The following is an 18,537-nucleotide window of genomic DNA, read 5'->3' on the forward strand; positions in this document are numbered from 1 at the left end:
CCTCATCTGCCGTGTCGAGCAGCAAGGCTTCGTCTCGATCCTCGGTCGCAAAACCCACGTGTGCAAAGCCTTCGCGGGAAAGTCCGTCGCCTTCAGGCCTACCGCCACAGACGGCGTCTTCGACGCATGGTTCAGACATCAGAAAATAGAAACAATCGACCTCAACACTCTGGCTCGATAGCATGCAAAACTGTTCGCGATGTCCTCGCACACCTGTTCGCGATGTCCCCGGTCCAAACAGTGGGGAGGGTTAGGGTGGGGGTCCTTCTTCACAAGAATCCCATCCCTCAGCCCACAGCGGCCAGCGCACCGCAAAAGCCGGCGACGTCGGTGATGATGGCCTCGCCGAGGAAACGCAGCGTCTCCATAGAACGATCGCGGGCTTCCTTGCTGCCGAAGCCGCAGGCGTCCTCGATCACAACAGCGACAAAGCCATTGTCGGTCGCCTGGCGCGCGGTCGGCTCGATGCCGATCTCCATGGCGATGCCGGCAAGCGCCACGGCGCGCACGCCGCAATCGTTGAGCGCAAAGCCGAGCGACGTGGAATCGAAGGCCGACATGGTCAGCTTGTCGAACACCGCCTCGTCCGCGCGCGGCGCCAGCTCAGGCACGATCTGCGTCGCCTCGGCATCGCGCAAAAACCACGGCTCGACCGCATCGGGGTCGTCGCGCCGCTGCCAGGCCGTGGCGGTGCGCAGCTGTGTGGCGCCCATCCATTTCAGCGGCAGCGACAGATGGCGGGTGAACGCCACCCGCATGCCGGCCGAACGCGCCGACTCGAGCACGATGCCGGTGCGCTCGACGATACCCGCCGCGCCGGCCACCTGCCGGCAGATGCCGACCTGCATGTCATAGACCACCAGCGCCATCCGGCTGGGATCGCACCATTCCACCAGGCTGGTGGCGATCTCGATGCCTTCGCGCGACCGGATCATGCTGCCGTCCGGTCCCATGGCTTGGCGATGTCGACGCTCGGATCGAACAGGTATTCGAGCGGCAAGGGCGCGGAATCGAAGGCGAGGAAAACCCACTCCAGCAGGCCGGCCTTGGACAGCGGAAAGTCGTCGGTGTAGCGGCGGGCTTCCTCGACGCTGTCGAGCTCGAAGACAATGATGACGCCACCGACATCGGCGCGCGCATAATTCTCCCGCACGATGCCGGCCTTCCACAGCCGCCAGACATTCGAGACCTCGTCGCGCAGATAGGGTTTCAGATTGTCCAGGGTGACGCCGGGCTTGAAATTGTCGTAGGCGATGATCTTCATCGAGCTTTCCCTTGCGTTGGCCCCGCAGGCCATTCGGCTAGCATGGCGAAATCGGCAGCGGCAACGAACGAGATGGTTCGTTGAAAGAACCGGTCGGTCGCCCTTTCCTGAGGTTCGGGACGAGGCAAGGAGAGCGACGGACGATGAGCATCGAGCGGTTGAACCCGAAGGGCCTGCACATGAGCCCGGCCTATTCGCAAGGCGTCGCGCTGCCGGCCTCGGCTCGCATCGTGCTCGTTGGCGGCCAGAACGGCGTCGACGCCAATGGCCAGATCGTTGGCAAGGGCGACGTCGCCGCGCAGACCGCGCAGGCGCTGGCCAATCTGGCCATGGTGCTCGAGGCCGGTGGCGCGCGGCCGGAAAACCTCGTGCGCCTGTCGATCGCCATCGTCGGTGACGCCGATCTTCGGCGGGCTTTCGGCGCCTGGATGGCATTCTGGGGAGATCGCGGGCCGCCGCCGGTGGTTACCGCCATACGGGTGCTCGGCCTCGCCAATCCGGATTTCCTCATTGAGATCGAGGGCCAGGCGGCGGTTGAGTGAGGATTGTTTTTGGCGCCAGTGCTCTACGGCGCCCCCCTCTGTCCTGCCGGACATCTCCCCCACAAGTGGGGAGATTGGCTGTGTCGGCGGTTTCGCCAATCTCCAACGTTTGCAGAAAAAGCGCCGTCGGCCAGAACAGCTGATCTCCCCCCAAGTGGGGGAGATGTCCGGCAGGACAGAGGGGGGCGCTGTCCCGCCAGCTTTCAACTTTGACGCTTCCGTTCCTGGAATTACATTCCCCCTCTCGCCAGTTGATTGGCACGATCTACCTTCTTTCCGCCTGCAAACGGCTGGAAAAGAAGCTACGCTGCCGCTCTGCCCCCGAGGCGGTCGCTTGGATCAGGGAGCACATCGACATGAGCGAGCAAAAAGAAGCTGCGCCAGGCAGTTCGGACGGCGCGTTGTCGCGCCTGCGTCCGCCCTACGCCTCGGTGCTCGACCTCATCGGCCAGACGCCGGTGGTCGAGCTGACCAAATTCGACACCGGAAAATGCCGCCTGTTCATCAAGCTCGAAAGCCAGAATCCCGGCGGCTCGATCAAGGACCGCATCGCGCTGTCGATGATCGCCGCGGCCGAGAAACAGGGCAAGCTCAAGCGCGGCGGCACCATTGTCGAGGCGACCGCCGGCAACACCGGCCTCGGTCTCGCCCAGGTCGGCATCCCCAAGGGCTATCGCATCATCCTCGTCGTGCCCGACAAGATGTCGCGCGAAAAGATCCAGCATCTGCGCGCGCTCGGCGCCGAAGTGCGCATGACGCGCTCCGATGTCGGCAAGGGCCATCCCGAATATTATCAGGACATGGCAGAGAAGATCGCGGCGGAAACGCCCGGCGCCTTCTACGCCAACCAGTTCGCCAATCCGGCCAATCCTCTCGCGCATGAAACCACCACCGGGCCGGAAATTTTTGCCCAGCTCGATGGCAATCTCGATGCCGTGGTCGTCGGCGTCGGCTCCGGCGGCACGCTGACCGGGCTTGGCCGCTACTTCGCAAAAGTGTCGCCGAAGACCGAAATGGTGTTGGCCGATCCCGTCGGATCGGTGCTGGCGCCGCTGATCAAGACCGGCAAGATGGAAGAGGCCGGCAGCTGGACCGTCGAAGGCATCGGCGAGGATTTCGTGCCGCCCAATGCCGATCTGTCGCTGGTCAAGAAGGCCTACTCCATCCCCGACAAGCAGAGCATGCTGGCCGTGCGCGATCTCCTGTCGAAGGAAGGCATTCTGGCCGGCTCGTCCTCCGGCACGCTGTTGTCGGCAGCCCTGCGCTATTGCCGCGAACAGACGACAGCCAAACGCGTCGTCACCTTCGTCTGCGACAGCGGCAACAAATATCTGTCGAAAGTGTTCGACGATTTCTGGCTGGCCGAGCAGGGCCTCGCCGAACAGGAGCAGCATGGCGACCTGCGCGATCTCGTCATGCGCTCGCACCGCACCGGCGACACCGTGTTCGTCGGCCCCGACGAGAGCCTGCTCAACGCCTATGGCCGCATGCGCCGCTCCGATGTCTCGCAGCTGCCGGTGCTGGACGAGGGCAAGCTGGTCGGCATCGTCGACGAGAGCGACATATTGGCGAAGGTCGACGGGCCCTATGATGGCCGCTGGGACCGTTTCAACGGCCCGGTGCGCTCGGCCATGACCTCCAACCTGCACACGCTGCAGGCCAGCCAGACCTTGGATGCGCTTTTGCCGGTGTTCGACCGCAACGAGGTCGCCATCATCTTCGATGGCGACGAGTTCGTCGGCCTGATAACCCGTATCGACCTGATCAACCATTTGAGGCGCGCACGATGACCGCACACACCCCGACGGGCAAGAACCGCCTGGCGTTTTCGACCCGCACCATCCATGGCGGCCAGAGCCACGACCCGTTGACCGGCGCGGTGATGGTGCCGATCTACGCGACCTCGACCTATGGTCAGCAGTCGCCCGGCGTGCACAAGGGCTTTGAATACGCCCGCAGCCAGAATCCGACGCGCTTCGCCTTCGAACGAGCGGTCGCCGATCTCGAAAGCGGCAGCAATGCCTTCGCTTTCGCCTCCGGCCTGGCGGCGATCTCGACCGTGCTCGAGCTGCTCGACAGCGGCGCCCATATCGTCGCCACCGACGACATCTATGGCGGCTCGTTCCGGCTGATGGAGCGGGTGCGCAAGCGCTCGGCCAATCTGCAGGTCAGCTTCGTCGACTTCACCGATCTCGCCGCCGTCGAAGCCGCGATCCGCCCGGAGACGAAACTGCTCTGGGTCGAGACCCCGACCAACCCGCTGCTGCGCATCGTCGACCTCGAAGGGCTTGCCGCACTCGCCAAGCGCAAGGGCGTTCTGACGGTCGCCGACAACACGTTCTGCAGCCCGTACATCCAGCGGCCACTGGAGCTCGGCATCGACATCGTCGTCCACTCGACGACAAAGTATCTCAACGGCCATTCCGACATGGTCGGCGGCGTCGCCATCGTCGGCGACAACAAGGATCTCGCCGCCCAGCTGAAATTCCTCCAGAACGCCATCGGCGCCATCTCCGGCCCGTTCGACAGTTTTCTGGCGCTGCGCGGCATCAAGACGCTGGCGCTCAGGATGGAGCGTCACTCCAACAACGGCCTGAAGATCGCGCAATGGCTGGAGGCGCGCAAAGACGTGCGCCGCGTCGTCTACCCCGGCCTTGCCAGCCATCCGCAGCACGCGATCGCCAAGCGCCAGATGCATGCCTTCGGCGGCATGATCTCGGTCGACCTCGACCGCGACCTCGCCGGCACCAAACGCTTCCTCGAGCGCACCCAGCTGTTCACGCTGGCCGAAAGCCTCGGCGGCGTCGAAAGCCTGATCGAGCACCCGGCGCTGATGACGCATGGCTCTATTCCCGCCGAGAAGCGCGCCGCGATCGGCATATCGGATTCGCTGGTGCGACTGTCCGCGGGCATCGAGGACGGCGATGATTTGATCGCTGATCTGGATCAGGCGCTGCGGGGGTAGCCCGTCGGTTTGCGCAAGGTGTCTGACGTCGACGCCGCCCCTCATTGTCCTGCCGGACATTTCTCCCCGTATAGTGACGGGGAGAAAAGGCTGTTGTCGGCGCTTTCGCCAATCGCCGGCGTTGCAAGAAAAGGGCCGCCGCTGGAGCTGCCCCTTTCGCCCCGTTTACGGGGAGAAATGTCCGGCAGGACAATGAGGGGCAGCGCTGACTGACGAGATTAGATCGCAGACCAACCAGTGTCCAAAGCCATCCGCTTTCGGAGCGGAACCACCGCCGCGTTAACACAATCGGAAGCCTTTGCTTAACCGTTCCCCGCTATGCCCCTCCAGGGAGGCGTGACGAGAGTGAGTGTGATGGACAACAGCCCCGAAAAGCGCAGCGAATGGCGCGCCATTTTTTACGTGCAGGCCCGCGTGGCCATCCTGTTTGTCCCTGTCGTCGTCAGCCTGCTGATCATCGCCACGCTAGCCGGCAACGGGCGCGATGCCGATGCTGTTGACCGCACCGTCACCGGCTCGGTGAAATAACGGCGCGGTTAGCTTATAGCAGCCACTGCCTCAGAAAAACTTCGGGATCGGGCCGTTCTGTGGCGTCACGTCGCCTTCGAGATCGATGAACGCCTCGTCGACAAAGCACCAGGCCCAGCCTTCCGGCGGGTCGTAGCCTTCGATGACCGGATGCTTGGTGGCGTGAAAATGCTTGGTGGCGTGGCGGTTGGGCGAGTCGTCGCAGCAGCCGACATGACCGCAGGTGCGGCAGAGCCTGAGATGCACCCACATCGAGCCGCTCTTCAGGCATTCCTCGCAGCCGAGCGCGCTCGGCGTCACCTTTCTGATGCCTGTCGTGTGTCTGCATTCGTCCATCATGCTCTCCTGGCCAGTTCGGGCGCTGCTGCGTCGGTTCGCGCGAGATAGGCGTGCAAGGCCGCAACCACCTGGGCGCCTTCGCCGACGGCGGCCGCCACCCGCTTGACCGAGCCGGAGCGCACATCGCCGATGGCGAACACGCCGCTGCGGCTGGTCTCCATCAGCCCCGCTGCGACGTCGGCCCCGGTGCGCACGAAACCTTTGGCGTCCAGCGCCACATTGCAGTTGGCCAGCCAGTCGGTGTTGGGGTCGGCGCCGATGAACAGGAAGAGATGCTGGATCGGGCGGGTCTCGACATCGCCAGTCGCCTGGTTGCGCCAGCTGAGCGCGGTGAGATTGCCGCCTTCGCCTTCCAGTGACACGATCTCGGTCTCGCCCAGCACCTCGATGTTGGGCTGCGCCTCGATGCGCTCGACCAGGTAGCGCGACATGGTTTCCCTGAGGCCGCCGCGGCGCGCCAGGATCGTCACCTTGCGGACCTGGCTGGCGAGATACACCGCTGCCTGGCCCGCCGAATTGCCGCCACCGACCAGCGCCACCTCTTGGCCGGCGCAGAGCCGCGCCTCGATCGGCGAGGCCCAGTAATGCACCGACGTGCCCTCGAACCCGGCCAGATTGGCGATGTCGAGCCGGCGGTAGCGGGCGCCGCTGGCGATCACCACCGTGCGCGCGCGCAGGTTCTCGCCGTCGCCGACGGCAAGCGTGTAGCCGTCGCTGGCGGCGCCGAGCAGCTTCGCCTCGTCGGGGATGACCATTTCGACGCCGAATTTCTGCGCCTGGTTGTAGGCGCGCGCCATCAGCGCCATGCCGGTGATGCCTGTGGGAAAGCCGAGATAGTTTTCGATGCGCGCGGAGGCGCCGGCCTGGCCGCCGAAGGCGCGGCAATCGAGCACGATGGTCGACAGCCCTTCGGACGCCGCATAGACCGCCGCCGCCAGCCCGGCCGGCCCGGCGCCGACAATGGCGACGTCATAGACGATGTCTGAGTCGATCGGCCGCAGCAGGCCGATGCAGCGGGCGAGCTCGGTTTCGCCGGGATTGTGCATCAGCTTGCCGTTGGGACAGAGCACGATCGGCAGATGGTGCGGGTCGACATGAAAATGCCCGATCAGCGTTTTCGCGCACGGATCGCTGTCGGAATCCAGCGCCCGGTGCGGCTGGCCGCTGCGGCGCAGAAAGCCTTGCAGCCGCAGCGTGTCGCCATTGCCGGCCGGGCCGATGACGATCGGCCCGCTCGAGCCGCTTTCCAGCAGCCCGACGCGGCGCAGGATCAGCGCCCGCATGATCCGCTCGCCAAGGCTGGCCTCCTGCACCATCAGGTCGCGCAGCCGTTGCGAGGGAATGACGAAGGCCTCGACCGGTTCCTTGGCCACGGCATTGACCAGCGACGGCCGGCTGGAAAGCTGCGCTAGCTCGCCGACGAAATTGCCCGGCCCGTGGGTAATGATGGTCTCGCGCCGGCCCGGACTGACATCCTGGGTGACATCGACCGTGCCCGCCAGGATGACGATCAGCCCCGGCGCGACAGTGCCAGCGGTGACGATATGCTCGCCCGCTTCATAGGAACTCGCCTCGCCGAACCGCCGCATGCGCTCGATATCGGCTTCGGCCAGGATGGGAAACATCTGGTCGCGGCGGGTGACGGTGATCGGCTGGGCGGGTGGGGCCATGAATGGGAGCGTAGCGTCATGGGCGCCGGGTTTGAAGCGCTTTGTTCAGCGCCTAGCCGCGAGGGCAGGTTGTCCAATGCCCCGCTGCTTGCCGCTTCGCACTACGATGCGGGCATGCGGAATGTGAAGGACGTGCGGCCATTGTCGTAGGACGCGTCCAAACGTCCACCATGGGCCTGCGCAATCTCGGACGCTATGTAGAGGCCAAGCCCGAGTCCTTGCTGGCGGCCCTTCGGTTCGCCCCTATAGAAAGGCTGGAACAGACGCTCCATGGCGGCCTTCGAGATCGGATCGCCGCCATTCGATACCGAAAGTTCGAAGCTGCCGTCGGCAATGACCGCACTGACGCCGATTGCCGTGTCGGGATCGCCATGGGTGATGGCGTTTCCCATCAAGTTGGAGAACAGTTGCGCAATCCGGGCGTGGTCGGCCTCGATACTGCCTTCAAGATGGAAAACCGCGTCGATTTCGCGCTCCGGGAAGCTGCTGCGGATCTCATCGACGACCTGCTCCAGCGCCGGCTGGATGGATTTTCCGCGATCTCGAACCAGCTCAAGACCACCCCCCAAACGGCCCCGGGCAAAGTCGAGCACGTTGTCGATCAGGCCGCTCATGCGCGACACGCTCGCCAGCATCAGCCTCAAGACCTTGGCGGTCTTCTCATCGTTGATGTTGCGGGCAAGCATATGGCTACCGGCCGATATCGAAGCCAGAGGATTGCGCAGATCGTGACCCAGAACCGCGATGAACTGATCGCGCAACTCCGACGTTTCCTGCGCTGTATCGAGACCGATCTGCAGATTGCGTCTCGCGGCATCCAGCTCCCGCTCGTAGCGGCGGCGTTGCGTGGCGCGAAACACGGTGATGCGCGTGTCGATCACACTGCCGTCCGGCGCGCGTTTCTCCCGTGCATTGGCAAGCACCGGCAGGCTTTCGCCGTCGGCCTTGACGATGTCCAGGGCGACCTCGTCGAAGAAGCCTTGCATCCGCAGCAGCGGCGCAAAATGCGTCTCATAGAAAATGCGCCCGGCCATGTTCAGCAATTCGCGGAAGCGCTTGCCGACGATGGCTTGCTTCTCGAAGCCGGTCCACTCGCAGAAGGTGGCGTTCACCTCCACGATCACGCCGTCGGCCTTGATCGCGAGGTAGCCGCAAGGTGCGTTCTCGAAAAGATCCAGGTATTTGTTTTGGGTGTCCGGCATTTTTTGAACCGCCTAGAGCAATTCCAGGAAAAGTGTGAGCGGTTTTCCGTCCGGAATTGCGTAAACAAAGAGATAGAGCGGTTCGCCGTTTCTCTGAAACGGTGAAACGCTCTAGACAAAGGACCGGATCGCCGAGATCACCTCCTGCGGAGCGCTCAGGTTCGGGCAGTGGCCAACCGCGTCCAGATGCACCAGTCTGCTGCTGGTGATGTTGTCGCGCACATAGGCGCCGACCTGATCGCCGGCGATGATGTCGTCGGAGCATTGCAGGATCAGCGTGCGCGCCCTTACCTTCGGCAGGTCCGCCCTGTTGTCCGATTTGAACGTCGCGCTCGCAAACTGGCGGGCGATATCGGGGTCCGTTCGGCAGAAACTGTTGGTCAACTCCTCACCCAGTTCAGGGCGATCCGGATTGCCCATGATCGCCGGCGCCATCGCCGCCGACCAGCCCATATGGTTGTCGGCAAGCGAGGAAAGCAGGTCGTCAACGTCTCGTTCGGAAAAGCCGCCGACATAGGCACCGTCATCGATGTAACGTGGTGACGGTCCGACCAGGACGAGGCTTTCGAACAGTTCCGGGGCTTTCAGCGAAGCCACGACACCGATCATGGCGCTGACCGAGTGTCCGACAAAAACAGTGCCCTTCAGGCCAAGCTGGCGGCCGATTTCGACGAGATCATCGGCATAACCGTCGAGAGAGGCGTATTTGCCGGGCTCGTAGGCGGCAAGATCGGATTGCCCGGCTCCGACCTGGTCGAAGAGCACCGTGCGAAAGTCATTGCGGAATGCCGGTTCGACGAAGCGCCACATGTTCTGGTCGCAACCGAAGCCGTGGGCGAAAACCATCGTCGCCGGGCCGGTCCCATTCAACTTGACATTGTTGCGCTTCAGAACGTCCACTTTAACTCTTTCATAAAATCTCAAACCATGCAGATAGCGTCTTTCGACGGGAGCCACAAATAACAACCAAATGATTTGCGGCGGGATCGTAACGCCGGTCTAAACGTTGGGCATGATGAAGACGATCGAATAACGCAAATGACATTGCCCATTTCAGTCCTCGTCGTCGAAGATGAAGAGCTTATACGCCTGGATATAGTCGATTTTCTGCAGCAGGAGGGCTTCCTTGTCTACGAAGCCGCCACGGCCGACGCGGCAATTCACCTGCTCGAAATTCACCCGCCCATCAGCGTCCTTTTCACCGACATCGACATGCCCGGCAGCATGGATGGATTGAAACTGGCCGCCGCTGTGCGAGACAGGTGGCCGCCGGTCAAGATCGTCATCACCTCGGGCCACCGGATCGTTGAAATCACCGATTTGCCCGACGGAGGCGTGTTCTTCTCCAAGCCCTACAGGCATGGTGAGGTCGCCACGGCGTTCAGGAAAATTACGGGAGGTTGATCCGGACTGGTTTCGGGCACCCGTGCTTCAACCGCGCAGGCCAGCATGATGCCCCGGCATTCACCGTCGAGACGGGGCCCGAAAGCTGCGTCAGTCGATGAAATTGCCGGCCATGGGTGACGACGTCGGCGATCGCGCCGGCGGTCAGATCGATCTATGCAGCGTCAGCGGGGGAAGCGTCTACGACAAGTTCGTCGACTTTCTGGGCGTGCTCGGCTGCTATGTTGACCAAAGCGGCAGCTGTTTCCCTGGGTGTCCACCCTTGAGCCAATGCCGCCGCCACTAGCTCTCCAAATGCCGCCTCCAAGGCGACTTCACAATTGATCTCCCGATCTTGGCTGGTTTCGGACACGAGCGGCGCTTGCACGGATTGCGTCATAACCATTGCACCTCAAATGCCGGTCTTACCGGAGCCCAAAAAAGCTCAGTATGGCGATGATGATGACGACAGCCCCAACGGCCCAAATAATCCTGTTCACGACGGCTCTCCCTGTTCATGCCAAAACCCAAATCGCAGCCAAGCTCTTCAATCCGCGATCTCAAACAACAGCCAGACGTGCTCCCTGTTCCCAACAGTCCTGCCCTTAGGACCATTGCGCGCTTTGTCGGACTTAAGTCCCATGAGGCCGAAACACGATCCGCGAATGTCTGGCGACCAGCAAGCTGGCGTTGGCTTCCCCGGCTGACCAGACATGGGAGACGCTTTCGTCTCGAAGCTGCTCCGGTTCAGACTGAAGTCCTAAAGCGCTACGACTGAATACCCTGAGCAGGAACAAAGGCATACAGCCGCCGTTGCCCCTCGAGAAACTTAAAAGGAGGAAGACATGGCCGACGGACCAACTGTTGTGAATTCTGGAGGGGGCGCAGGAACGGCGGTAGCGATTGTTGTCGCAATCGTCGCAATCGTTGCCCTGCTTTTTGTCACCGGCGTCATCAATCTCAATGGCGGCGGCGGTGGACAAGACATCAACGTGAAAGTCGAGGCGCCCAAGGTCGAGGCGCCCGCCGCTGCTCCCAAGGCCGAGGCGCCTGCCTCTGCACCCAAGGTTGAGGCACCTGCGCCCGCGCCGGCGGCTCCAGCCCCGGCTCCTGCCTCCGGCGGTTGAGCCGACAGGCTGCGGCTCCAGCGCGGGAGGAGCGCTGGAGCCAGCTTTTCACTAGAGCAATTCCAGGAAAAGTGTGTGCGGTTTTCCCGGGAAAAGCGCGAAGCGCTTCCCTTGGGAATTGCGGGAAAACAAAGAGCTCTAGGGGAACAAGACAATGGATGATCCACACAACAGCGTATTGGAAGCCCGGTGGCTTCTTGCTGTGCCGGCTTCGGTGCTCTTCGCGGTCTTGTTGGCCGGCCTGATCCTGACCTGAAACACCTTTCGACGCCGAATGGCGCGCGTCGCAACTTGCCGCTAGCTGGTGCGAACAGGCCGCATGGCCCCGCGCGTCAAGGCAAACAGCGCGCCGACCAGCGCGACGTTGATCAGCGCAAGCCCGAGCAGCACGCTCAGCAATCCGCGCTCACCGGTATGTTGCAAAAGCAGCGCGCCGACGGACGGCGCCGCGGCCTGGGCGATCAGGCTCGGCATGGCGAGCCGGCCCATCAGCTTCGCATAGCCGCTGGCGCCAAACAGGGCGAGCGGCAGCGTGCCGCGCGCGATCGATTCCAGCCCGATGCCGGCGCCGTAGAAAATGAGAGCGGCCGGCAGCACCGGCAGGCCGGTCCAGAGCGTCGCCACGCCGATGACAACAAAGGTCACCGAGGCCAGTTTGGTCCAGATCGGATGGTGATAGCGCGCGATGGCCATCTCGATGGCGCGGGCGCCGACCTGGGAAGGGCCGACCAGCGCGCCAAGGCCGACCGCCGCGCCCAGCGCCAGGCCGGTGGATTGCAGCACGGTCAGCAGATGCACCGACAAGGTCGATGATGTGACCGCCGACAGCGTGATGCTTGCCGCCAAAGTCGCCATCAGCGGCAGGCTGCGCGGCGCCAGGCCCATTTCCGGCGCGGCAGCCGTGTGGGCAGACGCTTCGGCGGGAACGCCGCGCGGCAGGATGAGCAGATAGGCCGGCAATGCCACCACAAGCTGGATCGCCGCGTAGACCAGGCACACGCCGCGCCAGCCGAACGCATCGAGCAGATAGGCCGAAATTGGCCAGCACACCGTGCTGGCGAAACCGCCAAACAGCGTCAGGCTGGTGATGGTCGAACGGGCATTGCGCCCATACAGCCGTCCGAGCGTGCTGAAGGCGGCGTCGTAAAGGCCAGCGCCCATGCCGAAACCCATGATCAGCCAGCCGGCGACGAAGACGGCCAGCGTCGGCGACGCTGCCACCACCACCTGGCCGACGCCGAGGCAAACGGCGCTGAAGGCGAGCGTCATGCGCCCGCCATGGCGTTCGATCGCCGCCCCGACATGCGGCGATATCAGGCCCGCGACCAAGAGCCCGAGCGACAGGCTGCCGATCACCCAGGGAAAGGGCCAGCCGGTCTGGGCCGACACGGCAGGGCCAATGACCGCCGGCAGATAGTAGGAGGAGCCCCATGCCATGATCTGCGTGAGGCCGAGCGTCGTGACGATGACAGGACGGCTTGGGATTGTAGCCACTCAGGCATGCTCCCGAAAAGCGCGTGCAGCGGCCATCGTCGGTGCCTTCACGCGCCCGCAAAAGCCCGCTATCTGTGAGCTCTCTAGAGGAAAGATCCGATGCGCATCGCGGTGTTTGATGAGACTGAGGCAAGGCTTCATGTGCGCGCCCTGGCCGAGATGCTGGCCCAGAGCGTCGAAGACGGCGCGCTCGTCGGCTTCGTGCTTCCTTTCGATGAGCCTCAGGCGCTGGCACATTGGGAGGGTGTTTTCCGTTCGGTGAGGGAAGGCGAACGGCTCCTCATCTGCGCCGATATGGACGGCCGTGTCGTCGGCACGGTTCAGCTCTATCTTTCGCCGGAGCCTAACGCGCCACACCGGGCCGAAGTCTACAAGCTCCTCGTTCATCGCGACTTCCAGCGGCAAGGCATCGGTCTCGCTCTCATGCAGGCTGTCGAGCGTGAGGCCATGGCTAGAAAACGGTCCTTGCTCCTCCTCGATACGGTCGAGGGCGGGGCCAGCGAGCGGCTTTACAGGCGGCTCGACTGGCACGAGGTCGGCTCTGTCCCGCATCACTTTGTCGACCCGCATGGCCAGCCGAAAGTCTCGATCTACTTCATGAAGCATCTGCAGCTTTAGGCTGCGCATGCCGGACGTCGATGGTGGCAGCGGGCTCACGCGGCGACGCCGCAACCGCAGCCACCCTTGCCGCCAGCTTTTGCCTCGGCATCGGCGACGCAGCAGGCATCCGCCTCCTTTGCTGCCGGGCCGCCGCAACAGCCTTTTGAGGCATCGCCAAGTGAAGAAGACGGCACCGTACAGACGCCGGTTTCCGGCAGCACCAGTTGCACCGCGTCGGCGGAAACCATGTCGCCGGCCAGCGCGGCAGCGACAGAGCGGACCTGCTCATAACCCGTCAGCAACAGGAAGGTCGGCGCCCTGCCATAGCTCTTGATGCCGACCGTGTAGAAGTCGGGCTCGGGATGGCTGAGCTCGCGATGGCCATGCGGCGGCACATCACCGCAAGAATGCTCGTTGGGATCGATGAGCGGCCCCAGCGCCTTGACGCCTTCAAGCCACGGATCGAGGTCGAGGCGAAGCTCCCTGGTCAGGCTGAGATCGGGCCGCTGGCCTGTTGCGGCGATGATGCGATCGACCGGACCGATCTCACGCCGACCTTCCGCTGTCTCGCCTTCGACAATGAGGCGGCCGCCCTCCTCGCGAATTGCCGTCGTGGCAAATCCTGTGAGCAATTGGACGCGGCCGCTTTCGGCAAGATCTCTGACGTCGGATCCAAGTTCGCCGCGGGCCGGCAAGGCATCAAGATCGCCGCCGCCATAGATGCGCACGAGATCGGTGCCGCGCGTCGTCCAGATGGACGCTGTACCCGGCTCATCATCAGCCAGCCTGGCAAAGTCGAGCAAGGCACTGGCGGCCGAATGGCCGGAGCCGGCAACCAACGTGGTGCGGCCGGCATAAGCGCTCCGGTCGCGACCGAGAATATCGGGAATGCCATAAGCGATGCGATCGGCGAATTCCGCCTCTCCCTCGGCTGCAATGCCGCCGGCACCTAACGGATTTGGCGTCTGCCAGGTGCCCGACGCATCGATGACGGCACGGGCGCTGTCGCGCCTTGTGCCATTGGCCGTTTCGACCACCAGCATGAAGGGCCGTGCCTCGCGCCCCCGGCTGCGCACCTTGTCGGCGCCCCAGCGCGAGATGCCAATGACGCGAGCGCCGGTTTCGATCGCCGGCGCCAGTTCCGGCAGCCCGGCAAGTGGTTCCAGGTAATGCTCGACAAGCTCGCCAGCGGTGGGGAATGCCTCGGGCTCTGGCATGTGCCAACCATGGGCCTCGAGCAATTTTCTCGCCGCGCGATCGATGCAATAGCGCCAGGGCGTGAACACCCTGACATGGCCCCAATCCCTGAGGTTGGACGCAACGCCGCTGCCGGACTCATAGACCTTCACCGGCAAGCCTTGTTCCAACAGATGGACCGCTGCCGCCAACCCAACCGGACCGGCGCCGATGACGGCAATGGGCAGATCGCTTTGCGTGGTCATTTCTATACCTTCCATCATTCCGGGATTATCGAAATAACAAGCAAAAAAATTACGCGGCCACTTCTCCGGTGGCGGGAGTGCAGGCGGCATCGGCACAGCATTCGTCGGCGAGAAAACCGATCAGATCTTGCATGATAGGATAGTTGGCGCGGCAGATCAGCGTCGTCGCCTGCCGTTCCTGAGTCACCAGGCCGGTCAGGATCAGCCGATGCAGATGATGCGATAGCGTCGAGGCAGCGATGCCGAGACTTTCCTGCAAATAACCGACCGGCCTGCCGGCTGCACCGGCTCTGACCAGCGTGCGATAGAGGTTCAGCCGCGTCGGGTTGCCGAGCGCTTCAAGCTGTTTTGCTGCTTGTTCGAGTTTCATGGAAATACCATATGCCAGTGACCGCGACCGTCAAGCGCTATTTCGACTATCCTCGAAATAAGTGACGCTCAGATGACGCGTTTGCCATCGGCATCGATGACGACCTTACCGTCCTCCTTGGTGAAGGCGCCGATCTGTGGATTCGGAAGGATGTCGAGAACGGCTTCCGACGGCCGCGCCAGCATGACGCCGAGCGGTGTCACCACGATCGGCCGGTTGATCAGGATCGGATGCGCCAGCATGAAATCGAGGATCTCGTCGTCGCTCCATTTGGGATCGCCGAGGCCGAGCTCGGCATAGGGTGTACCCTTCTCGCGCAGCAAGTCGCGTGGTGTCATCCCCATCGCCGCAATCAGCTCGACGAGCTTTTCGCGCGACGGCGGCGTAATCAGATACTCGATCACCTCCGGCTCTTCGCCGGACTGGCGGATGATCGCCAGCGTGTTGCGTGACGTCCCGCAATCGGGATTGTGATAGATGGTGATGGTCATTGCGCGGCTTTCATCTCTGGCTCGGGTTTGGGTACTGAAAGCAGCCAGCCGGCCAGCGCCATGGCGAGCAGCGCGCCCAGCAATTCGGCGACGATGAAGGCCGGGACGTCGAGCGGCCGGATGCCAGAAAAAGTGTTGGAGAAGGCACGCGCGACGGCGACGGCCGGATTGGCAAACGAGGTCGAGGCGGTGAACCAGTAGGCCGATGTGATGTAGAGCCCCACCAGCCACGGAATGGCGTCGCTTCGAAAACGCAGACCGGCGAGGATGGTGAAGACCAGGCCGAAAGCAGCCACCAGCTCGGCGATCCACTGGCCGCTTCCGGCCCGCACGGTCTGGGAGATTTGCAGGATCGGCAGGTCGAACATGGCATGCGCCAGGAAAGTACCCGCGATGCCGCCCGTGATTTGGGCGATGACGTAAGCGATGGCCGCCTTTGTCTGGATTTCCCGCCGCAAGGCAAAGACCAGCGTCACCGCCGGATTGAAATGCGCCCCGGAAATCGGCCCAAGAATGGTGATCAGCACCACCAGCATAGCGCCGGTCGGGATCGTGTTGCCGAGGAGCGAAAGCGCCACGTCGTCGGTCAGGCGATCGGCCATGATGCCCGAACCGACAACGGCGGCAACCAGCATGGCGGTCCCGAGTGCTTCGGCGACAAGGCGTCGTGACAAATCAGCGGCCATGCTGCTAGCCAGCCTTGGGAAGAGTGCGGCCGATCTCGTCCAGTCGCTTCTGCAAAGCGAGCTTGTCGACCATATCCATCGGTAGGCTGACAAAGATCGAGATACGATTGTTGAGCATGCGGTAGGCATCGGCGAATGCCAGGTGCTTTTCAGCATCCGTGCCCTCGACGGCTGAGGGATCGGGTACTCCCCAATGCGCCGTCATCGGCTGACCGGGCCATACGGGACAGGATTCATTGGCTGCGTTGTCGCAGACGGTGAAAACGAAATTCATCTCCGGTGCGCTCGGCACCGCAAATTCCTCCCAGTCCTTCGAGCGGGCAAAGGAGGTATCGTGGTTGAGGGTCATTAGAAGCTGCAGCGTATAGGGGTGGACCGCACCCTTCGGATGGGAACCGGCGGAGAAGGCCTTGAACCTTCCGGCGCCGACGCGGTTCAGGATCGCCTCCGCGAGGATCGACCGCGCCGAATTACCGGTGCACAGAAACAACACGTTGTAAGTCTGATCGCTCATTGCTTCCTCCCCTGCCATTTGCCGGCCTAACACTTGCAAGTCACCGCCTGGATTACTGGCTGGCAAAGCTCCGGCGCACCGTTGCAGCAATCCTCCATGAGGTAAGCAAGCAAGTCGCGAAAACCGGTCATGTCAGCGACGTAGCGAATGGTGCGCCCCTCGCGTTCGGCGCGGACCAGCCCGGCATGGCCAAGTATCTTCAGATGCGCCGACATGGTGTTCTGGACGATGCTCAGGCGCGATGCGACCTCGCCGGCCGGCACGCCTTCGGCGCCGGCCCGAACCAGCAGCCGGAACACCTCCAGCCGAGTATCCTGGCCAAGCGCAGCAAGCGCGAGAAGGGCGGTCTCTTTGTTCACGTATCCATAAATCCAGATTTATCGTCGTATAGCCACGGCGTATGACATCTAGATGACATTCAGGAGGCCGGATCGATCGTTGGCTAGACAGCGCTTCGTGATAGCTCATCCTTGAGCCAAAGGGCCGTGTGCATGGCTCCGGTCCGCCAAGGTCTCGATGACACGGCATTCCGCCACCCGGCCGCAGGCGCATTCATCGACCATGCGCGTCAGCTCCAGCCGCAGCGCGTTGAGACTGGCGATCCTGCTCTCGACCTCCGCCAGCCGGGCCTTGGCGATCGCATCGGCTGACGCGCAGGAGTGGTCCGGCCTGTCCTGAAGCGACAGCAGCGTCCGGATGGCGTCGACCTCGAAGCCCAGTTCGCGGGAGTGCTTGATGAAAGCCAGTCGCGAAATGGCGGCCTTGGCATAGCGTCTCTGCTGTCCCTCGGTGCGCGGTGGCGCCGGCAGCAGGCCGATCTGCTCATAGTAGCGGATGGTGGGGACTTTCACCGCCGTTCGCCGCGAAAGTTCGCCGATTGAGAAATCCATGAAAAAAACCTCTTGAACCTCTAGTCGCTAGAGGAACTAGGGTGATCGCAAACATGGAGATTTTCAATGGCCAAGGATTGCTGCGCTCACGAAACAAAGGCCTGCGCTGGCCCGCCACCCCTCGTGTTGCCAGCCAGAACCGACAAGGCAGAGCCGGCAGGCCATGGTTCGGCGAATGCCTCATGCTGCTCGGGCGGCGTGGCCGTCTTCGACGGCATGGACATCAGGTACAAACGCATCCTTTGGGCGGTCATTGCCATCAACGGCGCGATGTTCCTCACCGAGACGGTCGCCGGCCAGCTTGCCGGATCGCAAGCCCTCAAGGCCGATGCCCTAGATTTTCTCGCCGATACCGTCACCTATGGTCTCAGCCTCGCCGTGATCGGCGCCACCTTGCAGACACGCGCGACCGCGGCCCTGTTCAAGGGGCTGTCGCTGTTCGGCATGGCGCTTTGGGTGTTCGGCTCGACCGTCTACCAGAGCTTGATCCTCGGTGTCCCGAGCGCGGAGGTGATGGGCGTCATCGGCTTCATGGCGCTGGCGGCAAACCTCGGCTCCGTGCTGCTGCTGCGTCCCTACAAGGATGGCGATGCCAATGTCCGCTCGGTCTGGCTCTGCTCGCGCAACGACGCCATCGGCAATGTGGTGGTGATGGCTGCCGCCCTGGGCGTATGGGGCACGTCCACCGCCTGGCCGGATCTCGTCGTCGCCGCGCTGATGGCGGGAATATTCCTGACCTCGTCGGTCCAGATCCTGAGACAGGCCTGGGTTGAGTACAGCCACGGCCGGCAGCTCGCTGCCGCCGAATAACAAAAAAGCCCGGGCGAACCGGGCTTTTTTGTTTGGTCGTCTGAACCATGGTGCATGGCTCGAAACGGGAATTTGGTGCCCAGAAGAGGACTCGAACCTCCACTCCTTGCGGAACACGGACCTGAACCGTGCGCGTCTACCAATTCCGCCATCTGGGCTGGTGCGGGCTCATGTAAGCGGGCAAGCGACGGGTGTCAACGCGCTTTTTCTGAGCATGATC

At 63.1% G+C, this 18,537-nt stretch carries 23 protein-coding genes and 1 tRNA gene; 8 read left to right on the forward strand and 16 right to left on the reverse strand.

Features of this window, described 5'->3' with window-relative positions:
* The 3 genes from AC1DYJ_RS27840 to AC1DYJ_RS27850 form a co-directional block, all read right to left on the reverse strand.
* On the reverse strand, nt 1-184 hold a 184-nt coding region (locus AC1DYJ_RS27840; RefSeq protein WP_477426318.1), incomplete at its 3' end, for a hypothetical protein.
* A 103-nt stretch (nt 185-287) separates the two neighbouring features.
* Nucleotides 288-935, reverse strand: coding sequence for a cysteine hydrolase family protein (locus AC1DYJ_RS27845; protein WP_477286967.1), 648 nt, complete (start codon nt 933-935; stop codon nt 288-290).
* Nucleotides 932-1,264 carry a hypothetical protein gene (locus AC1DYJ_RS27850; RefSeq protein WP_477286969.1) on the reverse strand — a complete coding sequence of 111 codons (333 nt, stop codon included), beginning with the start codon at nt 1,262-1,264 and terminating at the stop codon, nt 932-934. The genes AC1DYJ_RS27845 and AC1DYJ_RS27850 overlap by 4 nt, the downstream gene beginning before the upstream one ends.
* A gap of 143 nt (nt 1,265-1,407) precedes the next feature.
* Between AC1DYJ_RS27850 and AC1DYJ_RS27855 the strand changes: the two genes are divergently transcribed.
* From AC1DYJ_RS27855 to AC1DYJ_RS27870, 4 genes are all read left to right on the forward strand, one after another.
* Nucleotides 1,408-1,806 (forward strand): RidA family protein, encoded by a 399-nt coding sequence (locus tag AC1DYJ_RS27855; protein ID WP_477286971.1) that lies wholly within the window; start codon nt 1,408-1,410, stop codon nt 1,804-1,806.
* Between the two features lie 356 nt (nt 1,807-2,162).
* Complete coding sequence (locus tag AC1DYJ_RS27860) at nt 2,163-3,596, forward strand: pyridoxal-phosphate dependent enzyme (protein WP_477286972.1); 1,434 nt, start codon at nt 2,163-2,165, stop codon at nt 3,594-3,596.
* Nucleotides 3,593-4,771 (forward strand): trans-sulfuration enzyme family protein, encoded by a 1,179-nt coding sequence (locus tag AC1DYJ_RS27865; protein WP_477286974.1) that lies wholly within the window; start codon nt 3,593-3,595, stop codon nt 4,769-4,771. Before AC1DYJ_RS27860 ends, AC1DYJ_RS27865 begins: the two co-directional genes overlap by 4 nt.
* A 354-nt stretch (nt 4,772-5,125) precedes the next feature.
* On the forward strand, nt 5,126-5,299 hold the full coding sequence (locus tag AC1DYJ_RS27870; protein ID WP_477286976.1) for a hypothetical protein: 174 nt from the start codon (nt 5,126-5,128) through the stop codon (nt 5,297-5,299).
* Between the two features lie 30 nt (nt 5,300-5,329).
* Here AC1DYJ_RS27870 and AC1DYJ_RS27875 read toward each other — a convergent pair whose 3' ends face one another.
* The 4 genes from AC1DYJ_RS27875 to AC1DYJ_RS27890 form a co-directional block, all read right to left on the reverse strand.
* Nucleotides 5,330-5,638, reverse strand: coding sequence for a UBP-type zinc finger domain-containing protein (locus AC1DYJ_RS27875; RefSeq protein WP_477286978.1), 309 nt, complete (start codon nt 5,636-5,638; stop codon nt 5,330-5,332).
* Nucleotides 5,635-7,308, reverse strand: coding sequence for an FAD-dependent oxidoreductase (locus AC1DYJ_RS27880; protein WP_477286980.1), 1,674 nt, complete (start codon nt 7,306-7,308; stop codon nt 5,635-5,637). Before AC1DYJ_RS27880 ends, AC1DYJ_RS27875 begins: the two co-directional genes overlap by 4 nt.
* Before the next feature lie 101 nt (nt 7,309-7,409).
* The gene (locus AC1DYJ_RS27885) at nt 7,410-8,510 is read right to left on the reverse strand and encodes a PAS domain-containing sensor histidine kinase (protein ID WP_477286981.1); all 1,101 of its coding nucleotides are present in this window, start codon (nt 8,508-8,510) and stop codon (nt 7,410-7,412) included.
* Between the two features lie 111 nt (nt 8,511-8,621).
* The gene (locus tag AC1DYJ_RS27890; protein WP_477286983.1) at nt 8,622-9,410 is read right to left on the reverse strand and encodes an alpha/beta fold hydrolase; all 789 of its coding nucleotides are present in this window, start codon (nt 9,408-9,410) and stop codon (nt 8,622-8,624) included.
* A gap of 138 nt (nt 9,411-9,548) precedes the next feature.
* Between AC1DYJ_RS27890 and AC1DYJ_RS27895 the strand changes: the two genes are divergently transcribed.
* Together AC1DYJ_RS27895 and AC1DYJ_RS27900 are read left to right on the forward strand one after the other, a co-directional pair.
* Nucleotides 9,549-9,914: a response regulator gene (locus AC1DYJ_RS27895; RefSeq protein WP_477286985.1), complete on the forward strand. Its 366-nt coding sequence runs from the start codon at nt 9,549-9,551 to the stop codon at nt 9,912-9,914.
* A gap of 824 nt (nt 9,915-10,738) precedes the next feature.
* Entirely contained in the window at nt 10,739-11,020 is a 282-nt protein-coding gene (locus AC1DYJ_RS27900; protein WP_477286987.1) for a hypothetical protein, read from the forward strand.
* A gap of 297 nt (nt 11,021-11,317) precedes the next feature.
* Here the strand turns inward: AC1DYJ_RS27900 and AC1DYJ_RS27905 are convergent, their stop codons facing one another.
* Nucleotides 11,318-12,457, reverse strand: coding sequence for an MFS transporter (locus AC1DYJ_RS27905; protein ID WP_477287278.1), 1,140 nt, complete (start codon nt 12,455-12,457; stop codon nt 11,318-11,320).
* Between the two features lie 156 nt (nt 12,458-12,613).
* Here AC1DYJ_RS27905 and AC1DYJ_RS27910 point away from each other — a divergent pair, with 156 nt between their 5' ends.
* The gene (locus AC1DYJ_RS27910) at nt 12,614-13,132 is read left to right on the forward strand and encodes an N-acetyltransferase family protein (protein ID WP_477286989.1); all 519 of its coding nucleotides are present in this window, start codon (nt 12,614-12,616) and stop codon (nt 13,130-13,132) included.
* A gap of 35 nt (nt 13,133-13,167) precedes the next feature.
* Here the strand turns inward: AC1DYJ_RS27910 and AC1DYJ_RS27915 are convergent, their stop codons facing one another.
* The 7 genes from AC1DYJ_RS27915 to AC1DYJ_RS27945 all read right to left on the reverse strand — a co-directional run bounded on the left by AC1DYJ_RS27915 (nt 13,168) and on the right by AC1DYJ_RS27945 (nt 17,507).
* Nucleotides 13,168-14,556 carry an NAD(P)-binding protein gene (locus AC1DYJ_RS27915; protein ID WP_477286991.1) on the reverse strand — a complete coding sequence of 463 codons (1,389 nt, stop codon included), beginning with the start codon at nt 14,554-14,556 and terminating at the stop codon, nt 13,168-13,170.
* A 49-nt stretch (nt 14,557-14,605) separates the two neighbouring features.
* Complete coding sequence (locus AC1DYJ_RS27920; RefSeq protein ID WP_436262201.1) at nt 14,606-14,926, reverse strand: ArsR/SmtB family transcription factor; 321 nt, start codon at nt 14,924-14,926, stop codon at nt 14,606-14,608.
* 68 nt (nt 14,927-14,994) lie between these two features.
* Nucleotides 14,995-15,417, reverse strand: a complete 423-nt coding sequence (gene arsC / locus AC1DYJ_RS27925; RefSeq protein WP_477286993.1) for an arsenate reductase (glutaredoxin) — start codon at nt 15,415-15,417, stop codon at nt 14,995-14,997.
* Complete coding sequence (locus AC1DYJ_RS27930) at nt 15,414-16,103, reverse strand: aquaporin (RefSeq protein ID WP_477286995.1); 690 nt, start codon at nt 16,101-16,103, stop codon at nt 15,414-15,416. Before AC1DYJ_RS27930 ends, arsC begins: the two co-directional genes overlap by 4 nt.
* Before the next feature lie 4 nt (nt 16,104-16,107).
* Nucleotides 16,108-16,617 carry an arsenate reductase ArsC gene (locus AC1DYJ_RS27935; protein WP_477286997.1) on the reverse strand — a complete coding sequence of 170 codons (510 nt, stop codon included), beginning with the start codon at nt 16,615-16,617 and terminating at the stop codon, nt 16,108-16,110.
* Nucleotides 16,618-16,643: 26 nt separating this feature from the next.
* Nucleotides 16,644-16,976 (reverse strand): ArsR/SmtB family transcription factor, encoded by a 333-nt coding sequence (locus tag AC1DYJ_RS27940; RefSeq protein WP_477286999.1) that lies wholly within the window; start codon nt 16,974-16,976, stop codon nt 16,644-16,646.
* A 105-nt stretch (nt 16,977-17,081) separates the two neighbouring features.
* On the reverse strand, nt 17,082-17,507 hold the full coding sequence (locus tag AC1DYJ_RS27945) for a MerR family transcriptional regulator (protein WP_477287001.1): 426 nt from the start codon (nt 17,505-17,507) through the stop codon (nt 17,082-17,084).
* A 66-nt stretch (nt 17,508-17,573) separates the two neighbouring features.
* Between AC1DYJ_RS27945 and AC1DYJ_RS27950 the strand changes: the two genes are divergently transcribed.
* Entirely contained in the window at nt 17,574-18,317 is a 744-nt protein-coding gene (locus tag AC1DYJ_RS27950; RefSeq protein ID WP_477287003.1) for a cation efflux transmembrane domain-containing protein, read from the forward strand.
* Between the two features lie 73 nt (nt 18,318-18,390).
* On the opposite strand, the gene AC1DYJ_RS27955 is transcribed toward AC1DYJ_RS27950, so the two are convergent.
* A tRNA-Leu gene (locus AC1DYJ_RS27955) sits at nt 18,391-18,475 on the reverse strand.
* Between the last annotated feature and the right edge of the window lie 62 nt (nt 18,476-18,537).

The sequence above is a fragment of the Mesorhizobium sp. P2_B11 genome, from assembly GCF_056404855.1.

Bases quoted from the DNA above. Each gene is read 5' to 3' on its own strand.
- AC1DYJ_RS27845 (WP_477286967.1), bottom strand. From the start codon at position 935: ATGATCCGGTCGCGCGAAGGCATCGAGATCGCCACCAGCCTGGTGGAA.
- AC1DYJ_RS27850 (WP_477286969.1), bottom strand. From the start codon at position 1,264: ATGAAGATCATCGCCTACGACAATTTCAAGCCCGGCGTCACCCTGGAC.
- AC1DYJ_RS27855 (WP_477286971.1), top strand. From the start codon at position 1,408: ATGAGCATCGAGCGGTTGAACCCGAAGGGCCTGCACATGAGCCCGGCC.
- AC1DYJ_RS27860 (WP_477286972.1), top strand. From the start codon at position 2,163: ATGAGCGAGCAAAAAGAAGCTGCGCCAGGCAGTTCGGACGGCGCGTTG.
- AC1DYJ_RS27865 (WP_477286974.1), top strand. From the start codon at position 3,593: ATGACCGCACACACCCCGACGGGCAAGAACCGCCTGGCGTTTTCGACC.
- AC1DYJ_RS27870 (WP_477286976.1), top strand. From the start codon at position 5,126: ATGGACAACAGCCCCGAAAAGCGCAGCGAATGGCGCGCCATTTTTTAC.
- AC1DYJ_RS27875 (WP_477286978.1), bottom strand. From the start codon at position 5,638: ATGATGGACGAATGCAGACACACGACAGGCATCAGAAAGGTGACGCCG.
- AC1DYJ_RS27880 (WP_477286980.1), bottom strand. From the start codon at position 7,308: ATGGCCCCACCCGCCCAGCCGATCACCGTCACCCGCCGCGACCAGATG.
- AC1DYJ_RS27885 (WP_477286981.1), bottom strand. From the start codon at position 8,510: ATGCCGGACACCCAAAACAAATACCTGGATCTTTTCGAGAACGCACCT.
- AC1DYJ_RS27895 (WP_477286985.1), top strand. From the start codon at position 9,549: ATGACATTGCCCATTTCAGTCCTCGTCGTCGAAGATGAAGAGCTTATA.
- AC1DYJ_RS27900 (WP_477286987.1), top strand. From the start codon at position 10,739: ATGGCCGACGGACCAACTGTTGTGAATTCTGGAGGGGGCGCAGGAACG.
- AC1DYJ_RS27905 (WP_477287278.1), bottom strand. From the start codon at position 12,457: ATGGCATGGGGCTCCTCCTACTATCTGCCGGCGGTCATTGGCCCTGCC.
- AC1DYJ_RS27910 (WP_477286989.1), top strand. From the start codon at position 12,614: ATGCGCATCGCGGTGTTTGATGAGACTGAGGCAAGGCTTCATGTGCGC.
- AC1DYJ_RS27915 (WP_477286991.1), bottom strand. From the start codon at position 14,556: ATGACCACGCAAAGCGATCTGCCCATTGCCGTCATCGGCGCCGGTCCG.
- AC1DYJ_RS27920 (WP_436262201.1), bottom strand. From the start codon at position 14,926: ATGAAACTCGAACAAGCAGCAAAACAGCTTGAAGCGCTCGGCAACCCG.
- arsC (WP_477286993.1), bottom strand. From the start codon at position 15,417: ATGACCATCACCATCTATCACAATCCCGATTGCGGGACGTCACGCAAC.
- AC1DYJ_RS27930 (WP_477286995.1), bottom strand. From the start codon at position 16,103: ATGGCCGCTGATTTGTCACGACGCCTTGTCGCCGAAGCACTCGGGACC.
- AC1DYJ_RS27935 (WP_477286997.1), bottom strand. From the start codon at position 16,617: ATGAGCGATCAGACTTACAACGTGTTGTTTCTGTGCACCGGTAATTCG.
- AC1DYJ_RS27945 (WP_477287001.1), bottom strand. From the start codon at position 17,507: ATGGATTTCTCAATCGGCGAACTTTCGCGGCGAACGGCGGTGAAAGTC.
- AC1DYJ_RS27950 (WP_477287003.1), top strand. From the start codon at position 17,574: ATGGCCAAGGATTGCTGCGCTCACGAAACAAAGGCCTGCGCTGGCCCG.